The organism is Umezawaea sp. Da 62-37 (genome assembly GCF_032460545.1).
Classification (GTDB): domain Bacteria; phylum Actinomycetota; class Actinomycetes; order Mycobacteriales; family Pseudonocardiaceae; genus Umezawaea.
Genome location: NZ_CP135965.1, coordinates 4,059,501 through 4,084,343, shown reverse-complemented (window position 1 = coordinate 4,084,343; position 24,843 = coordinate 4,059,501). Strand labels below are relative to the sequence as shown.

Genomic DNA, 24,843 nt, shown 5'->3' with positions numbered 1-24,843 from the left:
GTTCTTTGGTGAGTGAGCACTTCCGGGTCCACGGCGGAGCGCGGCTGGTCGGCGAGGTCGATGTCGTCGGGGCCAAGAACAGCGTGTTGAAGCTGATGGCGGCGGCTCTGCTCGCCGAAGGCACGTCCACGATCACGAACTGCCCGGAAATCCTGGACGTGCCGCTCATGGCGGACGTCCTGCGGAGCCTCGGCTGCGTCGTGGTCATCGAGGGCGACGTGGTCACCATCACCACGCCCGCCGAGTTGAACCACCGCGCCGACTCCGAGGCCATGGGCAAGCTGCGCGCCTCGGTGTGCGTGCTCGGCCCGCTGGTCGGCCGCTGCAAGCGCGCCGTCGTGGCGCTGCCCGGCGGTGACGCGATCGGCTCGCGGCCGCTGGACATGCACCAGGCCGGACTGCGCAAGCTCGGCGCCACCACGGAGATCGAGCACGGCTGCGTCGTCGCGAACGCCGAGGGCCTGCACGGCGCGCAGATCTGGCTCGACTTCCCGAGCGTGGGCGCGACCGAGAACATCCTGATGGCCGCGGTGCTGGCCAAGGGCACGACGGTGATCGACAACGCCGCGCGCGAGCCGGAGATCATCGACATCTGCCTGATGCTCAAGGACATGGGCGCCAAGATCGAGGGCGCGGGCACGTCCACGCTGACCGTGCACGGCGTCGACAGCCTGAACCCGACCGAGCACCGCGTGGTGGGCGACCGGATCGTCGGCGCCACGTGGGCGTTCGCCGCCGCCATGACCCGCGGCGACATCCGCGTCCGCGGCGTGAACCCGCACCACATCGACCTCGTGCTGGAGAAGCTCCGCATGGCGGGCGCCGAGGTCACCACCTACGAGGGCGGTCCGGACGAGGGCTTCCGCGTGGTGCAGGTGGACCGGCCCAAGTCGGTCGACTTCGTCACGCTGCCCTACCCCGGTTTCGCGACCGACAACCAGCCGTTCGCCATCGCGCTGTCCACGGTGTCCGACGGCACGTCGATGATCACCGAGAACCTGTTCGAGGCCCGGTTCCGGTTCATCGAGGAGATGATCCGGCTCGGGGCCGACGCCCGCACCGACGGCCACCACGCCGTCGTCCGCGGCGTCGAACGCCTCTCCAGCGCCCCCGTGTGGGCGTCGGACATCCGCGCGGGCGCGGGCCTCGTGCTCGCGGGCCTGTGCGCGGACGGCGCGACCGAGGTGTACGAGATCTTCCACATCGAACGCGGCTACCCCGGCTTCGTGGAGAACCTCCGCAAGCTCGGCGCCAGCGTGGAGCGCGTCAGCGCTTAGGCAGGCAGGAAGCTGGCCGCAGCAGTCGAACGCCCGGCCCCCGCGTTCGGGGACCGGGCGTTCGACTGCTGCGGCCGGGGTGCCCGAGTGTTCGACTCGGGGTGTCTGGAGGTTCGACACGGGGTGTCTGGGGGTTCGACTCGCGGCGGTTAGACGTCTCTGAGGAGGAGTTTGGCGTCTGGGATGTCGGCGGGGAAGACCATGACCCGGTAGGCGCCCGGTTGGGGGGCGCGTACGGCGGTGGCCTTGATGCCCGCGGTGCGCAAGCGCTTGGCCAGGATGCGCGCGGCTTCTTCGGTCGGTACGAGGGCCACCTCGTTGAGCAGGCCGAAGTCGTCGCCGGTGTAGTCCGGGACGGCTCGGCGGTCGTTGCCGAACGCCCACCGCAGCACCCCGGCCAACAGGCCGAAGACCACGATCAGCAGCAGGGTTTGGGTCCACGCGTTCACGTGCTCTATCGTCCGCCACCACAGCCGTCCCGCGCCGCCCGCGAATGGCGGATTCGTCCCCGATCCGACCGTCGGGGTGCACTCGACCGGCGGTCTTCCCGCGGGAGGACTCAGTCCAGCGCGGCCGCTTTGGCCAGCAGCACCGAACGTTCGCGCTGGTTGGCGCACAGCCGGGCCGCCAGTTCCAGCTCGGCGCGCGCCTCCGGCCGCCTGCCGAGGCGGGCCAGCAGTTCCCCGCGCACGGTCGGGACCAGGTGCGAGCCGGGCAGCCGGTTCGAGGCGACCAGTTCGTCCACGATGGCCAGTGCCCGCGCCGGGCCCGAGGCCATGGCCACGGCGACGGCCCGGTTGAGCTCGACCACCGGCGAGGGCGCGACCCGGCCGAGCGCCTCGTAGAGCACCACGATCCGGTCCCAGTCGGTCGCCTCGACCGAGGACGCGGACGCGTGGGTGGCCGCGATCGCGGCTTGCAGGCCGTAGGGGCCGAGGCCGCGCGGCGCGGCCCTGGCCAGCGAGGCCAGCCCGCGGTGGATCGCCGCGAAGTCCCACCGCCGCCGGTCCTGGTGCTCCAGCAGGATCGGCGACCCGTCCTGGCCGGTCCTGGCCGGGAAGCGCGCGGCCGTCAGCTCGCACAGCGCGAGCAGGCCGTGCACCTCGGGCTCGTCCGGCAGCAGCGCGGCCAGCGTGCGGGCCAGCCGGATCGCCTCGTACGCCACGTCGGTGCGCACCAGCCGGTCGCCCGACGTGGCCGTCGACCCCTCGGTGAAGATCACGTAGAGGACGCTGAGCACGCCGCCGACCCGCTCCGCGCGCTGGTCGGCGGCGGGCAGCTCGAACGGCACCCCGGCGGCCGCGATCGTCTTCTTGGCCCTGGTGATCCGGGCCTGCACGGTCGGCACGGGCACGAGGAACGCGCGGGCGATCTCCTCGCTGGACAGGCCGGCGACCACGCGCAGGGTCAGCGCCACCCGCGCCTCGGGCGAGAGCACCGGGTGGCAGCTGACGAACATCAGCGCCAGGACGTCGTCGTCGATCCCGTCGGGGTCGACCTCCTCGTCGACCTCCGGGGCCGCCCCCAGCAGGGCGTACCGGTCCTGGAGGGCGACCCGGCGGCGGATCGCGTCGATCGCCCGCCGCCGGGCGGTGGCCCGCAGCCAGCCCGCCGGGTTGGCAGGCGGGTCGAGGGGCCACGACACCAGCGCCTCGGCCACCGCCTCCTGGGCCGCGTCCTCGGCCAGCCCGAAATCACCGGTGAACCGGGCCAGCGAGGAGACGATCCGCGCCGACTCGATCCGCCAGACGGCCTCGACGTCGGCCGTGCCCATCAGGACCGGCCGCCGTCGCGACGCCGGGCCCGTTCCCCGTCGCTCACCCGTTGTCCCGCGGGGTCTCGTCGTGCCCCGCCACCCGTCGGACCTCGATCTTGGACCCGCGGACCGCCGGAACCCGCCTGGCCCACTCGACCGCTTCCTCCTTCGAGGCGACGTCGAGCATGAAGTAGCCCCCGAACAGCTCCTTGGTCTCCCCGTAGGGCCCGTCGGTGACCACCGGGGTCTCGCCGCCGAAGTCGACCACGACGCCCTTGCCCGCGTCGTCCAGCCCCTCGGCCGCGAGGAGGACTCCGGCCTTGAGCATCTCCTCGATGAACCTGCCGGTCTCGGCCATCGCCTCGTCGATGGAGGCCATCATGGCCGCGTTCGACTCGTCGGTGCCCCGCATGATCAGCATGTACTTCGACATCGTGTTCTCCTCGTCCGACGGGGCCGCTTGCCGGCCTCTGCACCACATGTCGAACGGGCGGCCCGCGGATCGACACGACCCCGGAGAAATCTTCCGGCGCGACGCAGTCGAACACCCGGACCGGGTGGGCGCACCTCGTGGTCCAGGACCGATTCAGTGAGCAACGGCACGTGGACGCCCTGTTACCGGTCAGTAGGCTACGGACAACAACGTCGTCACCGGCCTCCGGGAGGTTGTCTTGCCGTACCCGGCCGACCGCGAGCGCGACCGCCCGTGGGTCATGAGGACCTACGCGGGGCATTCGTCCGCCACCGCGTCCAACGAGCTGTACCGGCGGAACCTCGCCAAGGGGCAGACGGGCCTGTCCGTGGCCTTCGACCTGCCGACGCAGACCGGCTACGACCCCGACGACGAGCTGGCCAGGGGCGAGGTCGGCAAGGTCGGGGTGCCGATCAGCCACATCGGCGACATGCGGCGGCTGTTCGACGGGATCCCGTTCGACGGGGCGAACACGTCGATGACGATCAACGCCACCGCGATGTGGCTGCTGGCGCTGTACGTGAGCGTGGCCGAGGAGCACGGGGCCGACCCGAACCAGCTCGCGGGCACCACGCAGAACGACATCATCAAGGAGTACCTGTCGCGTGGGACGTACGTGTTCCCGCCCGGCCCCAGCCTGCGGCTGATCACGGACGTGGTCGCGTGGACCGTGTCCAACGTGCCCAAGTGGAACCCGATCAACATCTGCAGCTACCACCTCCAGGAAGTGGGCGCGACGCCCGCGCAGGAGGTCGCGTACGCGATGTCGACGGCCATCGCGGTGCTGGACTCGGTGCGCGACTCCGGGCAGGTGCCGCCGGAGCGGTTCGGCGACGTGGTGCAGCGCATCTCCTTCTTCGTGAACGCCGGGGTGCGGTTCATCGAGGAGATGTGCAAGATGCGGGCGTTCACCCGGCTCTGGGACGACATCACCCGCGAGCGCTACGGGATCACCGACCCGAAGCAGCGGCGGTTCCGGTACGGCGTGCAGGTCAACTCCCTGGGGCTGACCGAGGCGCAGCCGGAGAACAACGTCCAGCGGATCGTGCTGGAGATGCTCGCGGTGTCGCTGTCGCGCGACGCCCGTGCCCGCGCGATCCAGCTGCCCGCGTGGAACGAGGCGCTCGGCCTGCCCCGGCCGTGGGACCAGCAGTGGGCGCTGCGGATGCAGCAGGTGCTGGCGTACGAGACGGATCTGCTGGAGTACCAGGACATCTTCGAGGGTTCGAAGGTGGTCGAGGCCAAGGTCGCCGAGATCGTCGCCGGGGCGCGCGAGGAGATCGACCGCGTGCAGGCGATGGGCGGGGCCGTCGCCGCCGTCGAGAGCGGGTACATGAAGTCCGCGCTGGTCGGCTCGCTGGCCGACCGACGGCGGCGGGTCGAGTCCGGCGAGGACGTGGTGGTGGGCGTGAACAGGTTCGCCACCAGCGAGCCGTCGCCGTTGCAGGCGGAGGGCGCGAACGCGATCGAGACCATCGACCCGATGGTGGAAATCCAAGCGGTGGAAGCGATCCGCGAGTGGCGGGCGGGCCGCGACGAGTCGCTGGTGGACTCGACGCTGACGGCGTTGCGGGCCGCGGCGAAGACGGACGTGAACCTGGTCGAGGCGACCATCGCGTGCGCCAAGGCCGGGGTCACGACCGGGGAGTGGTCGCAAGCGCTGCGGGAGACGTTCGGCGAATACCGCGCGCCCACCGGGGTTTCGGCCGCGTCGGCGTCCGGCGAGGCGGGCACCGAGATCGCGCGGGTGCGGGAACGGGTGCGCGCGACCGGCGAGGAGATCGGCGAACGGCTGCGCATCCTGGTCGGCAAACCCGGTCTGGACGGGCACTCCAACGGTGCCGAGCAGGTCGCCGTGCGCGCCCGAGACGTCGGGTTCGAGGTGGTGTACCAGGGGATCCGGCTCACGCCCGCGCAGATCACCTCGGCCGCGGTGCAGGAGGACGTGCACGTGGTCGGGCTGTCGATCCTGTCCGGCTCGCACCTGGAGGTCGTGCCCGCCGTGGTCGACGGACTGCGCGAGGCGGGCGCCGGTGACATCCCGGTCATCGTCGGGGGGATCATCCCGCCCGACGACGCCGTGAAGCTCCGGGATCGCGGTGTGGCAAGGGTTTTCACGCCCAAGGACTACGAGCTGACGCAGATCATGGACGAGATCATCACGGTCGTCCGCGAGGCCCGTGGACTGCGCTAGAGCGCGGCCAGCACCTCTGCGGTGGTGGTGATCTCGGCGAAACCGCCGCCGCGGAGGTTCGTGACCGTGGCGGCGGTCAGCTGGTCGGCGGTCAGGTCCTCGAGGTCGAACGTGTAGGTGGCGTCGATCGGGACGACGACCCGGTAGCCGAGGTTGCCGCCGACCCGCGCGGTGGTCTCGACGCAGTGGTTGGTGGAGATGCCGACGACCGTGATGTCGGTGATGCCGCGTTCCCCCAGCCAGGCGTGCAGGTCCGCCTCGCCGTGGAACGCCGAGTTGACCGTCTTGCCGAACACCAGGTCCGGCGCGAGGCCGTCGAGTTCGGGCTTGAACGCGTTGCCGGGAGTGCCCGGTGCGAGGGGCGACTCGGGCCTCACCGAGTCGTGCCGGACCGCCACGACCGGGCCCGGCCACGCCTTCACCAGCGCGGCGATGTTCGCCTCGGCGTCGGGGTTGTTGCGCCGACCCCAGAACTCCAGGTCGTCGAAGCCTCGTTGGACGTCGATCAGGACGAGTGCTGTTGTCATGGGACCACTCTGGCGGGTGCGGGCCGGATTCGGTAAGTGGCAGGAGCTGCGCGGTGCGGTACTTTCCTGCCATGCGCACAGTGGGTGTTCTGGTGCTGCCGGGCAGTCGGGTCTTCGACATCGCGGTCGCGAGCGAGGTGTGGGGGATCGACCGCCAGGACTCCGGCGTGCCGCCGTTCGAGCTGCGGCTGTGCTCGCCGGGCAGGGTCATCACGGCGTTGGCGCCGATCGGGGCGATGCCCGCCACGCACGGCCTCGCGGGGCTGGCGGACTGCGACCTGGTGATCGTGCCGGGGCGTGGCGAACCGCGCGCTCCCGTGCCCGCCGCGGCGGTCAAGGCGCTGCGCGGTGCCGGCGGGACGCTGGCCGGGTTGTGCTCGGGCGCGTTCACGCTGGCCGCGGCGGGGCTGCTGGACGGGCGCGCGGCGACCACGCACTGGCGGCTGTTCGACGACTTGGCCGTGGTGGCACCGAAAGCATTGGTGCGCAAGGACGTGCTGTTCACCGAGGACGGCCCGATCTACACGTCGGCGGGCGTGCTCGGGTGCGCGGACCTGTGCCTGCACCTGGTCCGCCGCGACCACGGGGCGGAGGTGGCCGCGGCGATCGCGCGCCGGATGGTCATGCCGCCCGCGCGGGAAGGCGGGCAGCGCCAGTACGTGGAACCGCTGATGCCGGTTCGCGCGGCCAAGTCCGGGATGGCGTCCACTGTGGACTGGGCGGTCGTGCGGCTGGCCGAGCCGATCGGTGTCGGTGATCTCGCGGAGCACTCCGGGCTGAGCGAGCGGACGTTCCACCGGACGTTCCTGACCGCGACGGGGAGCACTCCGGGGCGGTGGTTGCAGACGCGGCGGGTGGAGTTGGCGCAGCGCCTGCTGGAGACCACGGACCTGCCGGTCGACCGGGTGGCGGAGCGGTCGGGGCTCGGCACGGCCGCCAACCTGCGTCGTCGGCTGCGGGCCGAACTCGGGGTCGGGCCTGATGCCTACCGGCGGACGTTCCGGGTGGCCGGTTAGTCGCCTTCCAAGGCGACCTTCACACCAAGGGCGACCAGTACGACGCCGGTGGCGCGTTCGAACGCGGTGCGGACCTTCTGCCTGGCGAGCAGGTGGCTCAGCGGGGAGATGAGGAGGGTGAAGACGCGCCACCAGATCACCGCCACCGCGAGGAACACGGCGGCCAGAACGGCGGACGTGGCCAGCCGTGGTTCGCCGGTGCCGATGAACTGGGGCAGCAGGGTGAGGAACAGCAGGGCGATCTTCGGGTTCAGCACGTTGCTCAGCACGCCTTGGCGGAACGCCAGCAGGGGATTCGGCGCAGGTGCCTCGACGGTGGGCGTGTCGGTGGTCGTGGGCTTGCGGCGGGAGTGCCAGAGCGCGGACACGCCCAGGTAGACGAGGTACGCGGCGCCCACGAGCTTCACGACGGTGTAAGCCGTGGCGGAGGCGGCCAGCAGTGCCGACAGGCCGATGACGGCCGCGGTCGCGTGCACCGCGATACCCGCGCAGCAACCCAGGCCCGTCCACCACGCCGGCTTGGTGCCACCGCGGACGCCGTTGCGCAGGACCAGCGCCATGTCGGGGCCGGGCGTCACGGTCAGAACGGCCACGACCAGCAGGAACGGGATGAGCTGCTGGGGCATGCCGGTCAGGCTAACGTCGGGGCATGGCCGATTACCAGCACGTGCTCGTCGCGCACACCGAAGACGTCGTGCGCATCACGATGAACCGCCCGGAGCGCCGGAACTCCCTGACGTTCGAGCACCTGACCGAGTTGCTGGGCGCGTTCCACGAGGCCGCCGCTTCCGGCGCCTCGGGAATCGTGCTGGCCGGCGCGGGGCCGGTGTTCTCGGCCGGGCACGACTTCGGGGACGTGTCCTCGCGCGACCTGGACGGGGTGCGGGAGCTGCTGACCCTGTGCACGGATCTGATGCGGACCATCGAGTCGGTGCCCCAAGTGGTCGTCGCGCGGGTGCACGGGTTGGCCACGGCCGCGGGGTGTCAGCTGGTGGCGTCGTGTGATCTGGCGGTGGCGGCTGAGGAGGCGGGGTTTGCGTTGCCAGGGGGGAAGGGCGGGTGGTTCTGCCACACGCCCGCGGTGCCGGTGGCGAGGGTGATCGGGCGGAAGAGGTTGATGGAGATGGCGTTGACGGGGGATGTGGTGGACGCGGCCACCGCGGAGAGGTGGGGGATGGTGAATCGGGTGGTGCCCGCTGGTGAGTTGGACGGGGCGGTGGATGAGTTGTTGGGGCGGGCGACGCGGGGGAGTCGGGCTAGCAAGGCGGTGGGGAAGCAGACGTTGTACGCGCAGCTTGATCGGCCGGAGGCGGATGGGTACGCGATTGCGGTTGAGGTGATGGCGGCGGCTTCGCAGACGCCTGCGGCGCGGGAGGGGATGGGGGCGTTTTTGGGGAAGCGGGAGGCGGTTTGGACGGATTGAGGGGGTGTCGGTTTGTTGGGGCGAGTTTGTTGGGGGGCCGGTTTAGGGCGGCTGTGGGTGGGTTGCGTTGTGGGTTAGGTGCTTCACCGCGGTTGCCGTCGTGGGTGAGGTGCCTTTACCCCGGTCGCCGAGTGTTCTAGGCTTGACGGAGCTTGTCAAGGCAGGAAAGATGCCTTGACAAGCTCCGTCAAGCCTAGAGATGGCTTCGGATCGGGGTGCAGGGGTAGGTCTGGCTGCGCCAGCATCGGGCTTCGCCCGACAGGGCATCCTCGCTCCGCGTCGGACTCGGGCATCGGGCTGCGCCCGACAAGGCGGTCCGGCTTTGGGTTGGACTGGTGCGGTGGTGTTGGTGGGGGGCATCGCGCCTGGGCTGCGCCGCTTTTTCTAGGGGATCCGCTTGTAGAAGATGGTGGTGGGGCTTTGCTCGCCCTTGGGGTCCAGGGCGTAGTCGGGGATGGTGCCGACCTCGGTCCAGCCCAGGTGGGTGTAGATGCCGTGGGCGGGGCTGCGGGTCTCGGTGTCGAGGATGAGCAGGGTGATGCCCGCGTCGGCCGCGCCCTGCTCGGCGGCTTCCACCAGGGCGCGGGCGATGCCCCGGCCGCGGGCGGAGCGGTGGACCAGTAGTTTCGCTAGTTCGCCGCGGTGGCGGGCGTTCGGCATGGTGGCTAGGCGGACCTGGACGGTGCCGACGACCCGGCCGTCGATGCGTGCCACCCAGAGCAGCAGGGAGCCGGAGGCGACGGCTGGTGCCAAGTCCTCCCACCATGACGCGGCGTTGGCGCGGTCCAGGGGCAGTAGGAAGCCCACGGAGGCGCCGCCCTCGACCGCGTCGACGAGTACGTCCGCGAGTTCGCCCGAGGGCGGGGTGGTGACGCGGTCGATCACGGTTGGGTGTGCTCGTGCAGCAGGAGCATCGTGTACGCGGCGATGGACTGGGCGTCGGTGATGTCGCCGCGGATGATCATCGCCTCGAACTCGCCGCGCGGGAACCACGCCGAGCGCATGTCCTGCTCCTCGTGCTCGCGTTCGTGGAAGCCCTCGACGAGCCGCGTGGCGAGGAAGACGCGGCCGCGTTGGCTCGTCATGCCCGGAGCCACGTCCAGCACGCCGAGTTCGACCATCTTCCCCGCCCGCAGCCCGGTTTCCTCGCGCAGTTCGCGCTCGGCCAGCACGGCGGGCACCTCTTCATTGCGGTCGGGCGCGGTGCCCTGCGGGAACTCCCAGCGGCGCATGCCGATCGGGTAGCGGTACTGCTCGACCAGCCGCACGCGCTCCCCGTCCAACGGGATGATCAGCGCGAAGTCCGGCTTGTCCACCACGCCGTAGATGCCGGTGCTGCCGTCCGCGCGGCGGATCGGGTCCTCGCGGACCGTCATCCACGCGTTCGAGTACACCTCGCGGGATCCGAGCGTGTCCAAGTCACTCTCCCTATGCCGGGGCCGTAGTCCTTGGTCGAAGTACACCACCAAGGCCCCCACCGGGGTTTCCCCGAGGGGAACGACACCTGCCTGTTGATCTCCCCGACCACCCCGTAGCCTGTCGCGGGTGCGCCTTGTCATCGCCCGCTGCCAGGTCGACTACGTCGGACGGCTCACGGCCCACCTGCCCATGGCCAACCGGCTCCTGCTGATCAAAGCGGACGGGTCGGTGTCGATCCACTCCGACGACCGCGCGTTCAAGCCGCTGAACTGGATGAGCCCGCCGTGCTGGCTCATCGAGGACCCCGGCATGTGGATCGTCCAGAACAAGGCGGGCGAGAAGCTGATCATCACCTTGGAAGAGGTGATGCACGACTCCAAGCACGAGTTGGGCCGCGAACCGGGTCTGGTGAAGGACGGCGTCGAAGCCGACCTGCAGAAGCTGCTGGCCGAGCACGTCCACACCCTCGGCGAGGGCTGGTCGCTGGTGCGCCGCGAGTTCCCCACCCCCATCGGCCCGGTCGACCTGATGTGCCGCGACCGCACCGGCGCGTCCGTCGCCGTGGAGATCAAGCGCCGGGGCGACATCGACGGCGTCGAGCAGCTCACCCGCTACCTCGAACTCCTCAACCGCGACCCGCTCCTCGCGCCCGTGCGCGGCATCTTCGCCGCACAGCAGATCAAGCCGCAGGCCCGCACGCTGGCCGAGGACCGGGGCATCCGCTGCGTGGTCCTGGACTACGACGAGCTGCGCGGCATCGAGTCGGGCCATCTCCGGCTCTTCTAGCCCGGCGCCACCGGTTCGTTCCGCCTCCCCCGCACGGGAACGCGGAGCCGAACGTCCCCGACCCGCGGCCGGGGTGGCGGGTCGGGTCAGCCGTGCGGGTTGTCGCGGCGTTCCCCGAGGTCGACGGGCTGCTGGTAGCCGCGCAGCACCGGGATCGGGGCGGTCATGGGCGCGTCGTCGGCGTCGGGGTGCGGGCGGGGAGCGGTGGTGGCGCGGGGGCCGAGGTGGGCCTTCAGCAGCAGGGTGAGCTGGGTGCGGGCCTCGTCCAGGGGGCGTGTCGACTGGGCGGCGCGGGACAGGACGATGGCGCCTTCGAGGGCGCTCAGGGTGAACGTGGACAGGGACGCGGCGACGGTCTGGTCGAGGCCGGACTGGACGAGGACGCCGCTGAGGCGGTTCTCCCAGGCGGCGAACACGCGGCCCGCGGCCGGGGTGGGGGAGAGGGCGGCGGCGACGATGGGGCAGCCCGCGTCGTAGGACGAGGACGCCAGCTGCTGCTCCCACCAGGAGATGAGGCTGTCGACCAGCACCAGCGGGTCGTCGCCGAGGGTGTCCAGCAGCGCCACCATCTGGCGGCCCGCTTCCTGGGTGGCCTGCTCGACGAGTTCCGCCTTGCCGCCGGGGAAGTGCTGGTAGATCGACTGCCTCGCGGTGCCGCTGTGGTTGAGCAGGTCCGTCAGGCCGGTCGCGTGGACGCCGCGCCTGCGGATCAGGGCGATGGTGCTGTCGATCAGCCGTTCGCGTGGACCTGCTGTCATGTCCCGTCCAAGGTGTCTGCGGTCCCCCGGCGCCGGGAAGGGCGAGCGCGACGAGGACGTCGGAGGGGGAGCTGTGGGGGATGTCCGGGTGGGGAGCATGGGGTGGTTGACCTCTCTGACTGGGGGACGGCCGGGTGGCGGGGCCGACGACCCGCGGTGGTCGGGCGGGAGGCCGCCGAACTCAACCGGCCTGCTGCTGTTCAGGGGTCCGCAGGTAGCGGAACACCGGGGCGGGGTGCAGCCACTTCGAGACGGCCTCGCGCACCCTGGCGACGGTCCGCCTCCTGATCCGCCTCCGGTGGTACTGGTGGGTCAACGCCGCGGCGGCGGCCGCCGCCGCGGCGACGAGCAGTGCCGAGATCACCCAGTAGGTCGTCATGGCGCCTCACCTCGTCGAGTCCCCCGACTCGGATGGGGTCCGGCGGTCAGGACGCCTGCCCGGACATGTCGTCGGCGGCGTGCGCGGGTCTGCGCGGCTTCATGACCCGCACGGTCGACGGCTGGTAGAGCTCCTCCAGCACCCGGTACACGGTGTCGCGACCGAGGTCGAGGTGCATGGACAGGTGGTCGGCCAGGTCCGCGAGGTCCGACGTCGTGGGTGAGCCGAGCCTCGACGCGAGCATGGCCGTCTCGTCGTCGGTGAGGTCCAGTCCGCCGTCGCGCATGGCCAGCCGGGTCAGGACGCCCCCGATGACGTCGAGCTTCTGGTCGATGACGGTCAGCCGGTGCTCGTGGTGCTCGAACTGGGCGCCGTTGAACGACTCCCCGGCCACCCCGGCGCTCATCGACATGATCCGGTCGTACATCCGCTCCTGCTGCCACTGCTCGAGTCCCATGGGGAATTCGTCTCCTTCGAAGGCGTCGAGATCGATGTACGCCTTGAGCAGGTCGGCCTCGATCCGGCCGGGGAAGATCCGTTCGCCGTCGGACCGGTGGAACGCGATCCCGTCGCGCATCCCCGTCTCCGGGCCGCGCAGCACGAAGCCCGCGGCGGCGCTGATGTCCTGCGCCACGTGCACGAGGTCGGCGTAGCCGGAGCACCAGGTGCGGTCGAAGCCGATGACGTCCGCGACGCCGTCCAGGTAGGACAGCGCGGTGGAGAGCGGGATCTCGTCGCGGTCGACCTCGTCGAGCCTGCGGTCGCAGGTGAAGATCAGCGGGAGGTTCTCGGGGTAGCCCTCGATGCGGGCGTCGGCGAGCGCGGCGCGGGCGTGCGCCTGGCCCGCTTCCCACCCGCCCGCGAAGTCGTCCACGCCGACGCGGTGGCGCAGCAGCACGATCCGGCCCGCCGCGCGGTGGCGGTCGAGCGAGCCGGGGTAGTGGCTGACGCACTTGGGGCTCGCGGGGTAGCCGATGCCGCGGATGAGGAACCGGACGTCGTAGCCACCACCGCGGGTGTACTCGTCCAGTTCCCATGGCGTCAGTTCCCGTGCCGAGTACGCGGCACCGTTCGCGGTCAGGAGTGGCACACCGATCACCTCACGTCACTGTGGCGGGGCTTCGTGGGGAAGTACGGGGATGTGCGGTGTCGCGTTCAAATCCCGAACGGTCGATCACTGATCGGCGCGCAGGTCCGAGGTGAACTAGCGTCCCGTCCAGGCGGTGTCAACGCTCTCCTGTAGCGTCCACTTCTGATGGTCTTTGTTTGAGTTTGTTGGTTTGGTCGGCTCGTTTGGGAGGTGGGCGAGGGTGCCCGTACTGGCTCAGGCGGATCTTCGGCTCGACGCGAATCCGCTCGACTTCGTGTTGCTGGTGGTCTACTTCGCGGTGGTCCTCGGCATCGGCGTCATGGCGAGACGCTCGGTGTCCACGAGTTTGGACTTCCTGCTCTCCGGACGATCGCTCCCGGCCTGGGTGACGGGCCTGGCGTTCATCTCCGCGAACCTCGGCGCGATCGAACTGCTCGGCATGGCGGCCAACGGCGCCCAGTACGGCCTGCCGACCGTGCACTACTACTGGATCGGCGCGATCCCGGCCATGGTGTTCCTCGGCCTGGTCATGATGCCGTTCTACTACGGCTCGAAGGTGCGCAGCGTCCCCGAGTTCCTGCGCCGCCGCTTCGGCACCGGCGCGCACCTCGTCAACGCGCTGAGCTTCGCGCTGGCCCAGGTGCTGATCGCGGGCGTCAACCTCTACGCGCTGGCGCTGCTGCTCAACCTGCTGCTGGGCTGGCCGATCCCGCTGTCGATCGTGATCGCGGCGCTGGTCGTGCTGACCTACACCACCCTGGGCGGCCTGTCCGCCGCCATCTACAACGAGGTGCTCCAGTTCTTCGTGATCGTCGCGGCGCTGCTGCCGCTGACGATCGTCGGCCTGCACAAGGTCGGCGGCTGGAACGGCCTGGTCGACAAGCTGACCGCGAAGGGCGCGGGCGAGGAGATGAGCGCCTGGCCCGCCACCGAGCTGACCGGCATCTCCAACCCGGTGCTCAGCGTCATCGGCATCGTGTTCGGCCTCGGCTTCGTGCTGTCGTTCGGCTACTGGACGACGAACTTCGCCGAGGTGCAGCGCGCGCTGTCGGCGAAGAGCATGTCCGCCGCCCGGCGCACGCCGATCATCGGCGCGTTCCCCAAGGCGCTGATCCCGTTCATCATCATCATCCCCGGCATGATCGCCGCCGTGGTGATCCCGCAGGTGCAGGCGCTCAACGAGGGCGGCGACGCGGCGGGCATCACCTACAACGAGACGCTGCCGCTGCTCATCCGCGAGCTGCTGCCCAACGGCATGCTCGGCATCGCGATCACGGGCCTGCTGGCGTCGTTCATGGCCGGTGTGGCGGCGAACGTCAGCTCGTTCAACACGGTCTTCACCTACGACCTGTGGCAGGACTACGTCAAGAAGGACCGCCCGGACGAGTACTACCTGCGGGTCGGTCGACTGGCGACGATCGGCGGCACGATCATCGCGATCGGCACCGCGTTCATCGCGTCCGGCTACGGCAACATCATGGACTACATCCAGGCGCTGTTCTCGTTCTTCAACGCGCCCCTGTTCGCCACGTTCATCCTCGGCATGTTCTGGAAGAGGATGTCCGCGGCGGCCGGTTGGATCGGCCTGGTGGCGGGCACGCTCGGCGCCGTCGCGATCTTCGTGATGGCGGACCCGAAGCTGCTCGGCGTGCTCGACCTGCCGGGCCAGGGCGCCAGCTTCGTCGGCGCCAGCGTGGCGTTCGTGCTCGACATCGTGGTCAGCGTCGTCGTCACGATGTTCACGAAACCCGTGCCGGAGGAGCAGCTCGGCGGTCTGGTCTACAGCCTCACGCCGAAGGCGGACCGCACGCACTCCACCACCGGCGACGACGCGGGCTGGTACCGCTCGCCCGCGCTGCTCGGCGGCGGTGTGCTCGTCCTGACCACCGCGCTCTACATCATCTTCGGCTGAGGGAGGCGACATGGCTGAGAAGGGTCACAAGGCGGGTCTGTTCGACCTCCGCCTGATCATCGCCGTGCTGTTCGGCGTCTACGGGATCGTGCTCACGATCGTGGGCCTCGCGTTCACCACCGACGCGGACCTCGCGAAGGCGGACGGGCTCAACATCAACCTGTGGTCCGGCATCGGGATGCTCGTGCTGTCCGCGGTGTTCGCGGTCTGGACGTTCACCAAGCCGCTGGTCGTACCGGAGGACGTTGCCACTGAGGAGAAGCCCGCAGGGGAAGTGCACTAGCTCCGGTTCCGCAGCCGGTCGCGGCCAGGGGAAGCAAATGCTCTCGAACGCCGCGCGTCCGAAAGCGGAGCCCCGGCGACGCTGCCGAAGGCTCGTGAGCGGTCGGGGTTCAGCCCCGGCCGCTCACGACCTGCGCTTGTGGTGCGGGTAGATCGGGTTGAACGCCTCGACGGTCCAGTCGTCGATCCAGCGGAACGCGCGGCCGACCGTCCGGCCCATGGCCGAGCGCTTGATGCGGTGCTTCGGGGTCATGCTGTCCTCTCCATCGGGAAAACCTTCCACCTCGTACATCGCGTCGATCTTCTGAATCGTTCCCGAACGTCTGCGTGACACCTGCCACGCTGAGCGTGCGCGGTGGGCACCAACTGCCGTGTTCGCTCGGTGTTCGGCCGGACGGCTCGCTAACGTGCACCTCGTGCCCCGTCTCGCCCGCCGCGTTCCCGCGGTCGCCGCCGCCCTCTGCGCGCTCACCCTGCTCGCCGGGTGCGGGTCGGAAGCGCTGGCGAAGAAGCCGCCGTTCCCGCGCAGCACCGTCCAGGCCGCGAAGGGGATGACCGACCCGTCCACCGATCCGGGATCGGGCTCCACCGGGACCGGGAAGCCGGTCGACCCGGCGTTCGCCGTGGACAAGCTCCGGCTCGTCGACCCGTGCAAGCTGCTGGACGCCGACACGCTCAAGGGGCTCGGCACGCCCGACGAGGAGGTGCCCGGCGGTTTCACGCGCTGCTCCAACTTCATGAAGGACAAGGCGGGCAAAGACCTCTCGATCACCATCGAGGTCGGCCAGACGTTGACCAGCGAGGTCGAGAAGGCCGACAAGAAGCTCGCCGGGCTGAACAGCTTCGAGCAGGTCCTGGAGGGGAGCGCCTGCTTCGTCACGGTGATCACCCAGGCGGATCCGGGCATCGGCATCACCGTGCAGGTCGGCTACAAGGACGGCGACGGGTGCGCGCCCGGCCGCAAGATCGCCGAGGCCGCGGTGGGGCTCGCGAAGGGCAAGTCCGCCGCGCGGTCCGCCGCGAAGGGGTCCCTGATCACGCTGGACCCGTGCGAACTGCCCTCGGACGCCGCCGTCGCCGACGCGGCCAAGGGATCGCCCCGCACCTATCCCTACGGCCTGCACAACTGCTCGTGGGTCGGCTCGGACTCCGAGGTCAGCCTGGACTTCCGCGGCGGCTACGTGCCCAAGGACGACAAGTTCGACCCGAAGCAGACCGACGTGGACCTGGGCGGGGTGAAGGCCTACCAGATCGAGACCGCCACCTCCTACCCGTCGTGCACGGTCAGGTGGGTCCAGCTCAGGGGCGACGACAACGACGGCGAGGTCGTCGAGGTGAAGTCGGCGGGGCCCAAGAAGTCGGAGTTCGACCGGTGCGCGAAGGCGCAGGCCTTCGCCAAGGCGCTGCTCCCCAAGATCCCGAGGCCCTGACCGGGGCTCACGGAAGCGGCGAATTCCCCTACTCTTGGGTAACCTGCCGCACCGCACACCTTGGAGGGCTCATGACGCAAACCGCCCCAGCGGGGTCCGACTCGGCCGAGTCCGCCGTCGTGGACGCTGAGTCCCGGTTCGCCTCACTGGACCCCCGTACGGGTGAGGTCGTCGGCCACCACCCGGTGCACACCGCCGCGGACGTCAGCGCCGCGGTGCTGGGCGCCCGCTCCGCCGCCGTCACGTGGGCCGAGCTCGGCTTCGACGGCCGCCGCACCCGGCTCGACGCCTGGCGCAAGCTCCTGGTCCGCAGGCTCGACGAGTTCCAGGCGCTGATCAGCAGCGAGACCGGCAAGTCCGCCGACGACGCGCGCACCGAGGTGACCCTCGTCGTCGAGCACATGCACTGGGCCACCCGCAACGCGAGCCGCGTGCTCGGCAAGCGCCGGGTGTCGCCGGGCATGCTGATGTACAACCACGCCGCCAGCCTGGAGTACAAGCCGCTCGGCGTGATCGGCGTGATCGGCCCGTGGAACTACCCGGCGTTCACGCCCATGGGTTCGATCTCCTACGCGCTCGCCGCGGGCAACGCCGTGGTGTTCAAGCCCAGCGAGTACACCCCCGGCGTCGGCGAGTTCCTCGCCAGGACGTTCGTCGAGGCCGCCCCGGAGCACGCCTCGGTGTTCCAGGTCGTGACGGGCTTCGGCGAGACCGGCGCCGCGCTGTGCCAGGCGGGTGTGGACAAGGTCGCGTTCACCGGCTCGACCCCGACCGGCAAGCGGGTCATGGCGGCCTGCGCCGGGACGCTGACCCCCGTGCTGGTGGAGTGCGGCGGCAAGGACGCCCTGATCGTCGCGGACGACGCCGACGTGAAGGCGGCGGCCTCGGCGGCCGTGTGGGGCGGGATCTTCAACGCGGGCCAGAGCTGCGCGGGCGTCGAACGGGTCTACGTCGCCGAGGCGGTGGCCGACGAGTTCATCGAACTGGTCACCAGGCAGGCGTCCAAGCTGCGGCCCGGCGGTGAGCCCAACGCCACGTTCGGCCCGATCACCATGCCCCGCCAGGTGGAGATCATCCAGGCCCACGTGCAGGACGCGCTCGACCGCGGCGGCCGCGCCGTCGTCGGCGGCCTCGACTCGATCCGCCCGCCCTACGTCGAGCCGATCGTGCTCGTCGACGTGCCGGAGGACTCGCTCGCGGTCACCGAGGAGACCTTCGGCCCGACCCTGGTGATCACCAGGGTGCCCGACGCCGACGAGGGCGTCCGCCTCGCCAACGCGCTGCGCTACGGCTTGGGCGGCTCCGTCTTCTCCCGCGCCCGCGGCGAGGAGCTGGCCCGCAAGATGCGCTGCGGCATGGTCTCGGTCAACGCCGTCCTGGCCTTCGCCGCCATGCCCGGCCTCCCGTTCGGCGGGATCGGCGACTCCGGTTTCGGCCGCATCCACGGCGACGACGGCCTGCGCGAGTTCGCCACGCCCCAGGCCGTCACCCGGCTGCGCTTCCGGGCGATGCTCAACCCGATGACCTACGACCGCGGCTCCCGCACCGTCCGCCACGTGGTCCGCCTGGCCCGCCTGCTCTACGGCCGCTGACGCGGTTCGGTGATCGGGGCGCACCCGGCCCCGATCACCTCCGCCACGCCCGCTGATCTGCTCGTTCCGCCGACCCGAGGTACTTCGACCGTTACACCGAACGCCTGCGTGGGGTACTAATGGCATTCGGTCAGCGACGATCGGAGGGCACGATGAAGAAGATCATCAACGATCCGTCCACTGTGGTCGAGGAGTCCCTGCGCGGAATGGCCTCGGCGCACCCCGACCTGATCAGGGTCCAGCTCGACCCGGCCGTGGTCGTGCGGGCGGACGCCCCGGTCTCCCGGAAGGTCGCCGTCATCTCCGGCGGCGGCGCGGGCCACGAACCCATGCACGGCGGTTTCGTCGGCAAGGGCATGCTCGACGCGGCCTGTCCCGGCCACGTGTTCACCTCGCCCACCCCCGACCAGGTCCAGGCCGCGCTCGCGATGACCGACGGCGGTGTCGGCGCCCTGCTGATCGTGAAGAACTACACCGGTGACGTGCTCAACTTCGAGACCGCGGCCGAACTGGCCGAGGCGGACGACATCGAGGTGCGCACCGTCGTGATCGACGACGACGTGGCCGTGACGGACTCGCTGTACACGGCGGGCAGGCGCGGGGTCGGCGGGACGCTGCTGCTGGAGAAGGTCGTCGGCGCGGCGGCCGAACGCGGGGTCGACCTCGACGGCTGCGAAGCGCTGGCGCGCAAGGTGATCGGCCAGGTCCGGTCGATGGGGCTCGCGCTGGCCTCGGGCATCGTGCCGCACGCGGGCGTGCCCGGCTTCACCCTCGCCGACGACGAGATCGAACTCGGCATCGGCATCCACGGCGAGCCCGGCAGGCGCCGGGTGCCGCTGGGGACGGCCGACGAGATGGTCAAGAGCCTGCTGGACCCGATCCTCGAGGACCTGCCCTTCGCCGAGGGCGACCGGGTGCTGCTGTTCACGAACTCGATGGGCGGGACTCCGCTGATCGAGCTGTACTTGGCGCACGGCATCGCGGAGCGGTTGCTGGCGGAACGGGGGATCGTGGTGGAACGGCGGCTGGTCGGGCCCTTCGTCACCAGTCTGGAGATGCAGGGCATGAGCCTGACCCTGCTGCGGCTGGACGACGAGCTGGTCGACCTGTGGGACGCGCCGGTGCACACCGCCGCCCTGCGCTGGGGGGTCTGACCGTGGTGGCCTGTTCGGCGCACGGGGTGGCCGTCGTCATGCGGGCGGCGAGCCAGATGCTGGAGGAGCACAGGGTCGAGCTGAGCACGCTCGACCGGGAGATCGGCGACGGCGACCACGGGGAGAACATGAACCGCGGGTTCGGCGCGCTCGTGGCCGCGCTGGAGCGGGACGCCCCGGACTCGCCGGGCGGGGTGTTGAAGCTGGTGGCGACCACGTTGATCTCCAAGGTCGGCGGGGCCGCCGGGCCGCTGTACGGCACGGCGTTCCTGCGCGCGGCGACGGCGGTGAAGGACGCCTCCGAACTGGACGCGGGCCTCGTGGCGAAGGCGCTGCGGGCGGCGCTGGACGGCGTGATCGCCCGCGGCAAGGCCGAACGCGGCGACAAGACGATGGTGGACGCGCTGCTGCCCGCCGTGCAGGCCGCCGAGGAGGCCGCTGAGCGCGGCGAGGACGTGCCCGTGCTGCTGAGGGTGGCCGCCGACGCGGCGGCCGAGGGCGCGGACTCCACGGTGCTCGTGCTGGCCCGCAAGGGCCGCGCGTCCTACCTGGGCGAGCGCAGCATCGGGCACATGGATCCGGGCGCGCGCTCGACGGCGCTGCTGCTCCGCACGTTCGCGGACGTGGCGAGCGGGGCCCGGTGACCACGCGGGTCGGTCTGGTGCTCGTCTCGCACAGCAAGCGGCTGGCCGAGGGCGTCGCCGAGCTGGCGGCCCAGATGGCGCCGGACGTCGCGGTGATCGCCGCGGGCGGTGACGGCGACGGCGGTCTGGGCACCGACTACGCCATCGTCGCCGGCGCTGCCGTCGAGGCGGATTCCGGCGCGGGCGTGGTCGTGCTCTACGACCTCGGCAGCGCCAGGATGGTCGCCGACATGGTGGCCGAGGACGCCGAGGAGGGCCAGGTGGTCGTCGTCGACGCGCCGCTCGTGGAGGGCGCGGTCGCCGCCGCGGTGTCCGCGCAGGGCGGCGCGGGCCTGGCGGTCGTCGCCAGGGCGGCCGGGGGTGCCGCGCCCGGCGCGCCGAACCCGCCCGCCCGGCCGTCGCTGCGGCTGGTGACGAACGCCTCGCGGCTGGACGTGGTGCTGACCAACGAGGTCGGGCTGCACGCCAGGCCGTCCGCGCTGCTGGCGCGCACGGTCGCGGGGCTGGACGCGGACGTCGTGGTGCGGTTCGGCGGCGAGGAGGCCGACGCGACGAGCGTGCTCGCGCTGATGGCCCTCGGCGCTCGCGGCGGCGCGCACATCGAGGTGGTCGCGAGCGGCAAGGACGCCGACGAGGCGCTGCGGCGCGTGGAGGAACTGGCGGAGCGCGGATTCGACGGGTGAATCGATGTCTTGCTCGATCCCGATGGTGAAGCTCACCCGGAGCGGCGACCGGACCGTGGCATAGTCGCGACAAGTTACCGTTCGGTAGCTGTGGCACGGGAGGTCGTTGTGGCGCGCCAGTTCAGCACGGTCGGAGTGGTCGGGCTCGGCACGATGGGGGCCGGGATCGCCGAGGTGCTCGCCCGAACCGGTCTCACCGTGATCGCGGTGGACGTCGACGGCGAGGGCCTCGCCCGCGGGCTCGGCCACCTGGAGCACTCGACGTCGCGGGCGGTCGCGCGCGGCAAGCTCGACGAGGCGGGGAAGGCCGAACTGCTCGGCCGGATCACCCGCACGACGGCGCTGGCCGACCTCGCGGAGTGCGACCTGGTGATCGAGGCCGTGCCGGAACGGATGGAGCTCAAGGCCGCCGTTTTCGCCGAGCTGAACGGGATCTGCGGTCCCGACACGGTGTTCGCCTCCAACACGTCGTCGCTGTCGATCACCGAGATCGGCGTGCGCACCGGGCGGCCGGGCAAGGTCGTCGGCACGCACTTCTTCAACCCCACCCAGGTGCTGAAGCTGGTCGAGGTCATCCGGTCGGTCGTCACCGAACCCGAGGTCGTCACCGACGTCGTCGCACTGGTCGAACGGCTCGGCAAGACGCCCGTCGTGATCGGCGACCGGGCCGGGTTCATCGCCAACGCGTTGCTGTTCGGCTACCTCAACCACGCCGTGCGGATGTACGAGTCCCGTTACGCCACAAGGGAAGACCTCGACGCGGCCATGCGGTACGGCTGCGGCTACCCGATGGGCCCGCTGGCGCTGCTGGACCTCATCGGGCTGGACACCGCCTACGAGATCCTCGACACGATGTACCACCAGTCCCGCAACCGCCTGCACGCCCCGGCGCCGCTGCTCAAGCAGATGATCACCGCCGGGCTGCTCGGCCGCAAGAGCGGTCGCGGCTTCTACACCTACGACGCCCCCGACTCGCCGACCGTCGTGCCCGACGTGCAGACCCCCGCCGACGCGGCCGACGACGACTCGGCGCGCGAGGTGCGCCGCGTCGGCGTGATCGGCACCGGCACGATGGCCACCGGGATCGTCGAGGTGTTCGCCAAGCGCGGCTACGACGTCGTGCTGCGGGCCCGCACGGCCGAGAAGGCCGACGCCGCGCTGGCCAAGGTGCGCAAGTCGTTGGACCGGGCCGTGTCCAAGGGCAAGCTGTCCGATGTGGACGCCGCCGCCGCGCTGGGCCGCGTGACGCCCGCGGTGGAGTTCGAGGCGCTGGCCGACTGCGACCTGCTGGTCGAGGCCGTCGCCGAGGACCTGGCCGTGAAGAAGGCCGTGTTCCAAGCGCTCGACGAGGTGTGCAAGCCCGGCGCGGTGCTCGCCACCACCACGTCCTCGCTGCCGGTGGTCGAGTGCGCGGCGGCCACCGGCAGGCCCGGCGACGTCGTGGGGCTGCACTTCTTCAACCCGGCGCAGGTCATGAAGCTGGTGGAGGTCGTCGACACGATCGCCACCGACGCCGACGTCGTCGCGACCGCCAGGAAGGTGTGCCTCGACCTGGGCAAGCAGCCGGTGCACTGCGGCGACCGGGCCGGGTTCATCGTCAACGCGCTGCTGTTCCCCTACCTCAACGACGCGGTGAAGATGCTGGAGGCGCACTACGCCGACGCCGCCGACATCGACAACGCCATGAAGGTCGGCTGCGGACTGCCGATGGGGCCGTTCGAACTGCTCGACGTCGTCGGCCTCGATGTGTCGTTGGCCATCGAGCGGTCGCTGTACCTGGAGTTCCGCGAGGCCGGGTTCGCGCCCGCGCCGCTGCTGGAGCACCTGGTCACCGCAGGTCGGCTGGGTCGCAAGACGGGCAAGGGCTTCCGCGACTACGCCTGAGGCCCGCCGAGCGCGCGGGTACCGTCGTTTGGCATGGTGGTGGATATGCGGCGCGCGTTGATCTCGCTCTTGGTCGTGGTGCTCGGGCTCACCACCGGTTGCGCCTACTCGGTGCGCGGAACCCCGGTGGCCGAGCAGCAACTGGACGTGGATTCCCCGTTCTCCACCGACGGCGACGACGACCCCTCGTCATCGGTGGACCCGTCGGAGTCCGGCTTCCCCACGACCTCGGACACCGACACGCCGCCGACCTCGTCCTCGACGTCCGAGTCGGACGTGCCCCCGGACCCGGTGTCGAACCTGTGCGGCCTCGTCGGCTGGGGCGACATGCCCTACACCGGCGTGGACAAGACCGCTCCGCCCACCGACCGCGACTACGACTCGACCTACGACCAGTCGTGCAAGTGGCAGACCAAGTCGGGCACCCTCGACGTCGGCGTGACGCTGCGCTACCGCGCGGGCAAGCCGCTGGCGTTGCAGCAGAACACCGGCGAGTTCGACCTCAACGGCCACAAGGTCACCTACCTTGACCGCTCCACCGACGCCGAGGTCCAGCCGTCCTGCGTGCTGGTCCTCGACTACGCGGCGGGCGGTCTCGGCATCATCGTCATCGACGGCTCGAACAAGTACGGCCCCATCTGCGACCAGGGCAAGCACCTGGCCGAGGTGCTGCTGGCGAAGGAACCGCAGTAGGGGAAACCGCGGCAGGTCAGCCGCAGCAGCCCCCACCGCAGCAGCCGCCGCCACCTCCACCACCCGCGGGCGCGGCGGCGTTGCCCGCGAGCCCCAGCACGGACAGCAGCTTCACGGTGTCGGTGTGGCCGTCCGGGCACATGGCCGGGTCGGACGACTCGGCCATGGACCGGTTCACGTCGAACGTCGAACCGCAGGACTTGCATCGGAACTCGTAGGTCGGCACCACCCCATCATCCCCGCCGGGTGGCCGGGCCGACCAGCACCCATCGGTACTCTGGTGCCCCGTGCCCCGCCGCAACCACCCCAAGCGCCCCGCGTCGGACGGCGACGACGACTCCCGTCCACTGGGCGGGGGAGTCGGCTGGGCCCGCAGCGAGTCGGCTTCGGACGGCGAATGGCTGGTGCGCACCGTCCCCGGCGCGCAGACCACCAAGTTCTACCGCTGCCCCGGCTGCGACCACGAGATCCGACCCGGCACCCCGCACGTGGTCGCCTGGCCCGCCGCGGACTACGGGTCGGTCGAGGAACGTCGACACTGGCACCAGGGCTGCTGGAACTCCCGCGGCCGCCGCCGCCCCGTCGGCCGGTGGTGACCGTGGCCCGGATCTCCGCCAACACGGTGCTACCCGCCCGCCGCCAAGCCGTGGTGCTCGAAACAGCAGACGGCCTCGACCTCATCGGCGAACTCTCCCTACCGGAGAACGAAGAGCCAAGAGCGACCCTCATCCTCCTGCACCCCCTGCCCACGCACGGCGGGATGATGGATTCGCACATCTACCGCAAAGCCGCCTGGCGCCTCCCCGCACTGGCGGACCTGGCAGTCCTCCGCTTCAACACCCGCGGCACCGCCAGCGAGGCAGGCCGCAGCGACGGCACGTTCGACAACGGCATCAGCGAACGCCTGGACGTGGCCGCCGCCCTGAACTTCACAACAACCCAAGACCTGCCGAACCCGTGGCTCATCGGCTGGTCCTTCGGCACCGACCTGGCACTGATGCACGGCTGCAAGCCGGAGATCAAAGGAGCCGTGCTGATCTCCCCACCACTGAGGTGGAGCACCGCAGAACAACTCCAGGCATGGGCAGACTCCGAAAAGCCAGTCGTATGCCTAGTCCCCGAACTAGACGACTACCTGAAACCGGCAGAGGCAGAACAACGCTTCAAGGCAATCCCCAGAGCAACGGTGATCACCTTCCCAGGCGCAAGACACCTGATGGTCGGCCACTCGGAAAAAGTCCTAGACGCCATCGTCAACGCAGTAGCCCCCGAGGTGCACACACCACTACCCCGCGACTGGAACGGCCCCTGCGAAAAACGCCAGGTGACAATCATCAACAAGTAGCACCCAACCCAAAGCCACTTCTTCGTCAGGCGCAGCCTGATGCTGGCGCGGCCAGACCTATCCCGCAACCCGATACGAAGCCGCTCTGGGCTTGACGCAGCTTGTCAAGATGGCTCTATCGTCTTGA

Annotated in this window: 28 protein-coding genes; 16 read left to right on the top strand and 12 right to left on the bottom strand. The window is 70.6% G+C overall.

From position 1 onward, the window contains the following. Window positions 1-8 precede the first annotated feature (8 nt). Window positions 9-1,277: a UDP-N-acetylglucosamine 1-carboxyvinyltransferase gene (gene murA / locus RM788_RS18125; protein ID WP_315932878.1), complete on the top strand. Its 1,269-nt coding sequence runs from the start codon at window positions 9-11 to the stop codon at window positions 1,275-1,277. 149 nt (window positions 1,278-1,426) lie between these two features. Here murA and RM788_RS18120 read toward each other — a convergent pair whose 3' ends face one another. The 3 genes from RM788_RS18120 to RM788_RS18110 form a co-directional block, all read right to left on the bottom strand. After that, window positions 1,427-1,726, bottom strand: coding sequence for an SPOR domain-containing protein (locus RM788_RS18120; RefSeq protein WP_315932877.1), 300 nt, complete (start codon window positions 1,724-1,726; stop codon window positions 1,427-1,429). Window positions 1,727-1,836: 110 nt separating this feature from the next. Then, window positions 1,837-3,051 carry an RNA polymerase sigma factor gene (locus RM788_RS18115; RefSeq protein WP_315932876.1) on the bottom strand — a complete coding sequence of 405 codons (1,215 nt, stop codon included), beginning with the start codon at window positions 3,049-3,051 and terminating at the stop codon, window positions 1,837-1,839. Window positions 3,052-3,094: 43 nt separating this feature from the next. Then, the gene (locus tag RM788_RS18110; protein WP_315932875.1) at window positions 3,095-3,466 is read right to left on the bottom strand and encodes a YciI family protein; all 372 of its coding nucleotides are present in this window, start codon (window positions 3,464-3,466) and stop codon (window positions 3,095-3,097) included. A gap of 238 nt (window positions 3,467-3,704) precedes the next feature. Here RM788_RS18110 and RM788_RS18105 point away from each other — a divergent pair, with 238 nt between their 5' ends. Then, complete coding sequence (locus RM788_RS18105) at window positions 3,705-5,699, top strand: ethylmalonyl-CoA mutase (RefSeq protein WP_315932874.1); 1,995 nt, start codon at window positions 3,705-3,707, stop codon at window positions 5,697-5,699. Here the strand turns inward: RM788_RS18105 and RM788_RS18100 are convergent. Beyond that, window positions 5,696-6,226, bottom strand: a complete 531-nt coding sequence (locus tag RM788_RS18100; protein WP_315932873.1) for a cysteine hydrolase family protein — start codon at window positions 6,224-6,226, stop codon at window positions 5,696-5,698. The genes RM788_RS18105 and RM788_RS18100 overlap by 4 nt on opposite strands. 71 nt (window positions 6,227-6,297) lie before the next feature. Between RM788_RS18100 and RM788_RS18095 the strand changes: the two genes are divergently transcribed. Further along, window positions 6,298-7,242: a GlxA family transcriptional regulator gene (locus tag RM788_RS18095; protein WP_315932872.1), complete on the top strand. Its 945-nt coding sequence runs from the start codon at window positions 6,298-6,300 to the stop codon at window positions 7,240-7,242. On the opposite strand, the gene RM788_RS18090 is transcribed toward RM788_RS18095, so the two are convergent. Continuing rightward, window positions 7,239-7,868, bottom strand: coding sequence for a LysE family translocator (locus tag RM788_RS18090; protein ID WP_315932871.1), 630 nt, complete (start codon window positions 7,866-7,868; stop codon window positions 7,239-7,241). The genes RM788_RS18095 and RM788_RS18090 overlap by 4 nt on opposite strands. A gap of 23 nt (window positions 7,869-7,891) precedes the next feature. On the opposite strand from RM788_RS18090, the gene RM788_RS18085 reads away from it, so the two are divergent. Continuing rightward, a complete protein-coding gene (locus RM788_RS18085; RefSeq protein ID WP_315932870.1) occupies window positions 7,892-8,665 on the top strand; it encodes an enoyl-CoA hydratase-related protein in 774 nt (257 codons plus the stop codon). 384 nt (window positions 8,666-9,049) lie between these two features. On the opposite strand, the gene RM788_RS18080 is transcribed toward RM788_RS18085, so the two are convergent. Beyond that, window positions 9,050-9,550: a GNAT family N-acetyltransferase gene (locus tag RM788_RS18080; protein WP_315932869.1), complete on the bottom strand. Its 501-nt coding sequence runs from the start codon at window positions 9,548-9,550 to the stop codon at window positions 9,050-9,052. Then, window positions 9,547-10,083 carry an NUDIX domain-containing protein gene (locus RM788_RS18075; RefSeq protein ID WP_315932868.1) on the bottom strand — a complete coding sequence of 179 codons (537 nt, stop codon included), beginning with the start codon at window positions 10,081-10,083 and terminating at the stop codon, window positions 9,547-9,549. The genes RM788_RS18080 and RM788_RS18075 overlap by 4 nt, the downstream gene beginning before the upstream one ends. 127 nt (window positions 10,084-10,210) lie before the next feature. On the opposite strand from RM788_RS18075, the gene nucS reads away from it, so the two are divergent. Then, window positions 10,211-10,870: an endonuclease NucS gene (gene nucS / locus RM788_RS18070; protein ID WP_315932867.1), complete on the top strand. Its 660-nt coding sequence runs from the start codon at window positions 10,211-10,213 to the stop codon at window positions 10,868-10,870. Between the two features lie 86 nt (window positions 10,871-10,956). On the opposite strand, the gene RM788_RS18065 is transcribed toward nucS, so the two are convergent. The 3 genes from RM788_RS18065 to RM788_RS18055 form a co-directional block, all read right to left on the bottom strand. After that, entirely contained in the window at window positions 10,957-11,628 is a 672-nt protein-coding gene (locus RM788_RS18065) for a TetR/AcrR family transcriptional regulator (RefSeq protein ID WP_315932866.1), read from the bottom strand. A gap of 181 nt (window positions 11,629-11,809) precedes the next feature. Then, complete coding sequence (locus RM788_RS18060; protein ID WP_315932865.1) at window positions 11,810-12,007, bottom strand: hypothetical protein; 198 nt, start codon at window positions 12,005-12,007, stop codon at window positions 11,810-11,812. Between the two features lie 46 nt (window positions 12,008-12,053). Beyond that, the gene (locus tag RM788_RS18055; RefSeq protein ID WP_315932864.1) at window positions 12,054-13,097 is read right to left on the bottom strand and encodes a hypothetical protein; all 1,044 of its coding nucleotides are present in this window, start codon (window positions 13,095-13,097) and stop codon (window positions 12,054-12,056) included. 220 nt (window positions 13,098-13,317) lie between these two features. Here RM788_RS18055 and RM788_RS18050 point away from each other — a divergent pair, with 220 nt between their 5' ends. Beyond that, window positions 13,318-15,009 (top strand): sodium:solute symporter family protein, encoded by a 1,692-nt coding sequence (locus RM788_RS18050; protein WP_315932863.1) that lies wholly within the window; start codon window positions 13,318-13,320, stop codon window positions 15,007-15,009. Window positions 15,010-15,019: 10 nt separating this feature from the next. After that, window positions 15,020-15,292, top strand: coding sequence for a hypothetical protein (locus RM788_RS18045; RefSeq protein WP_315932862.1), 273 nt, complete (start codon window positions 15,020-15,022; stop codon window positions 15,290-15,292). Between the two features lie 123 nt (window positions 15,293-15,415). On the opposite strand, the gene RM788_RS18040 is transcribed toward RM788_RS18045, so the two are convergent. Further along, on the bottom strand, window positions 15,416-15,544 hold the full coding sequence (locus RM788_RS18040; RefSeq protein WP_315932861.1) for a hypothetical protein: 129 nt from the start codon (window positions 15,542-15,544) through the stop codon (window positions 15,416-15,418). A 163-nt stretch (window positions 15,545-15,707) separates the two neighbouring features. On the opposite strand from RM788_RS18040, the gene RM788_RS18035 reads away from it, so the two are divergent. The 7 genes from RM788_RS18035 to RM788_RS18005 all read left to right on the top strand — a co-directional run bounded on the left by RM788_RS18035 (window position 15,708) and on the right by RM788_RS18005 (window position 23,371). Next, the gene (locus RM788_RS18035; protein WP_315932860.1) at window positions 15,708-16,721 is read left to right on the top strand and encodes a DUF3558 domain-containing protein; all 1,014 of its coding nucleotides are present in this window, start codon (window positions 15,708-15,710) and stop codon (window positions 16,719-16,721) included. 71 nt (window positions 16,722-16,792) lie between these two features. Then, window positions 16,793-18,313: an aldehyde dehydrogenase family protein gene (locus RM788_RS18030; protein ID WP_315932859.1), complete on the top strand. Its 1,521-nt coding sequence runs from the start codon at window positions 16,793-16,795 to the stop codon at window positions 18,311-18,313. Between the two features lie 152 nt (window positions 18,314-18,465). Beyond that, window positions 18,466-19,467, top strand: a complete 1,002-nt coding sequence (gene dhaK, locus RM788_RS18025; protein WP_315932858.1) for a dihydroxyacetone kinase subunit DhaK — start codon at window positions 18,466-18,468, stop codon at window positions 19,465-19,467. Window positions 19,468-19,472: 5 nt separating this feature from the next. Further along, complete coding sequence (gene dhaL, locus RM788_RS18020) at window positions 19,473-20,111, top strand: dihydroxyacetone kinase subunit DhaL (protein ID WP_315934666.1); 639 nt, start codon at window positions 19,473-19,475, stop codon at window positions 20,109-20,111. Continuing rightward, window positions 20,108-20,794 carry a dihydroxyacetone kinase phosphoryl donor subunit DhaM gene (gene dhaM, locus RM788_RS18015; protein ID WP_315932857.1) on the top strand — a complete coding sequence of 229 codons (687 nt, stop codon included), beginning with the start codon at window positions 20,108-20,110 and terminating at the stop codon, window positions 20,792-20,794. The genes dhaL and dhaM overlap by 4 nt, the downstream gene beginning before the upstream one ends. A gap of 108 nt (window positions 20,795-20,902) precedes the next feature. Further along, on the top strand, window positions 20,903-22,678 hold the full coding sequence (locus RM788_RS18010; RefSeq protein WP_315932856.1) for a 3-hydroxyacyl-CoA dehydrogenase family protein: 1,776 nt from the start codon (window positions 20,903-20,905) through the stop codon (window positions 22,676-22,678). A gap of 33 nt (window positions 22,679-22,711) precedes the next feature. Next, on the top strand, window positions 22,712-23,371 hold the full coding sequence (locus tag RM788_RS18005) for a DUF3558 family protein (protein ID WP_315932855.1): 660 nt from the start codon (window positions 22,712-22,714) through the stop codon (window positions 23,369-23,371). Between the two features lie 16 nt (window positions 23,372-23,387). Here RM788_RS18005 and RM788_RS18000 read toward each other — a convergent pair whose 3' ends face one another. Beyond that, window positions 23,388-23,597, bottom strand: coding sequence for an FmdB family zinc ribbon protein (locus RM788_RS18000; RefSeq protein ID WP_315932854.1), 210 nt, complete (start codon window positions 23,595-23,597; stop codon window positions 23,388-23,390). A 61-nt stretch (window positions 23,598-23,658) separates the two neighbouring features. Here RM788_RS18000 and RM788_RS17995 point away from each other — a divergent pair, with 61 nt between their 5' ends. Both RM788_RS17995 and RM788_RS17990 read left to right on the top strand, forming a co-directional pair. Further along, entirely contained in the window at window positions 23,659-23,967 is a 309-nt protein-coding gene (locus RM788_RS17995) for an Rv1322 family protein (RefSeq protein WP_399343922.1), read from the top strand. After that, complete coding sequence (locus tag RM788_RS17990) at window positions 23,961-24,716, top strand: alpha/beta hydrolase (RefSeq protein WP_315932853.1); 756 nt, start codon at window positions 23,961-23,963, stop codon at window positions 24,714-24,716. The genes RM788_RS17995 and RM788_RS17990 overlap by 7 nt, the downstream gene beginning before the upstream one ends. The last annotated feature ends 127 nt before the right edge of the window (window positions 24,717-24,843 follow it).

What these genes read in the sequence shown, in the direction of transcription:
- RM788_RS18115 (WP_315932876.1), bottom strand. Translation starts at nt 3,051, where the DNA reads ATGGGCACGGCCGACGTCGAGGCCGTCTGGCGGATCGAGTCGGCGCGG.
- RM788_RS18110 (WP_315932875.1), bottom strand. Translation starts at nt 3,466, where the DNA reads ATGTCGAAGTACATGCTGATCATGCGGGGCACCGACGAGTCGAACGCG.
- RM788_RS18100 (WP_315932873.1), bottom strand. Translation starts at nt 6,226, where the DNA reads ATGACAACAGCACTCGTCCTGATCGACGTCCAACGAGGCTTCGACGAC.
- RM788_RS18095 (WP_315932872.1), top strand. Translation starts at nt 6,298, where the DNA reads ATGCGCACAGTGGGTGTTCTGGTGCTGCCGGGCAGTCGGGTCTTCGAC.
- RM788_RS18090 (WP_315932871.1), bottom strand. Translation starts at nt 7,868, where the DNA reads ATGCCCCAGCAGCTCATCCCGTTCCTGCTGGTCGTGGCCGTTCTGACC.
- RM788_RS18085 (WP_315932870.1), top strand. Translation starts at nt 7,892, where the DNA reads ATGGCCGATTACCAGCACGTGCTCGTCGCGCACACCGAAGACGTCGTG.
- RM788_RS18065 (WP_315932866.1), bottom strand. Translation starts at nt 11,628, where the DNA reads ATGACAGCAGGTCCACGCGAACGGCTGATCGACAGCACCATCGCCCTG.
- RM788_RS18060 (WP_315932865.1), bottom strand. Translation starts at nt 12,007, where the DNA reads ATGACGACCTACTGGGTGATCTCGGCACTGCTCGTCGCCGCGGCGGCG.
- RM788_RS18045 (WP_315932862.1), top strand. Translation starts at nt 15,020, where the DNA reads ATGGCTGAGAAGGGTCACAAGGCGGGTCTGTTCGACCTCCGCCTGATC.
- RM788_RS18040 (WP_315932861.1), bottom strand. Translation starts at nt 15,544, where the DNA reads ATGACCCCGAAGCACCGCATCAAGCGCTCGGCCATGGGCCGGACGGTC.
- RM788_RS18030 (WP_315932859.1), top strand. Translation starts at nt 16,793, where the DNA reads ATGACGCAAACCGCCCCAGCGGGGTCCGACTCGGCCGAGTCCGCCGTC.
- dhaK (WP_315932858.1), top strand. Translation starts at nt 18,466, where the DNA reads ATGAAGAAGATCATCAACGATCCGTCCACTGTGGTCGAGGAGTCCCTG.
- RM788_RS18005 (WP_315932855.1), top strand. Translation starts at nt 22,712, where the DNA reads ATGGTGGTGGATATGCGGCGCGCGTTGATCTCGCTCTTGGTCGTGGTG.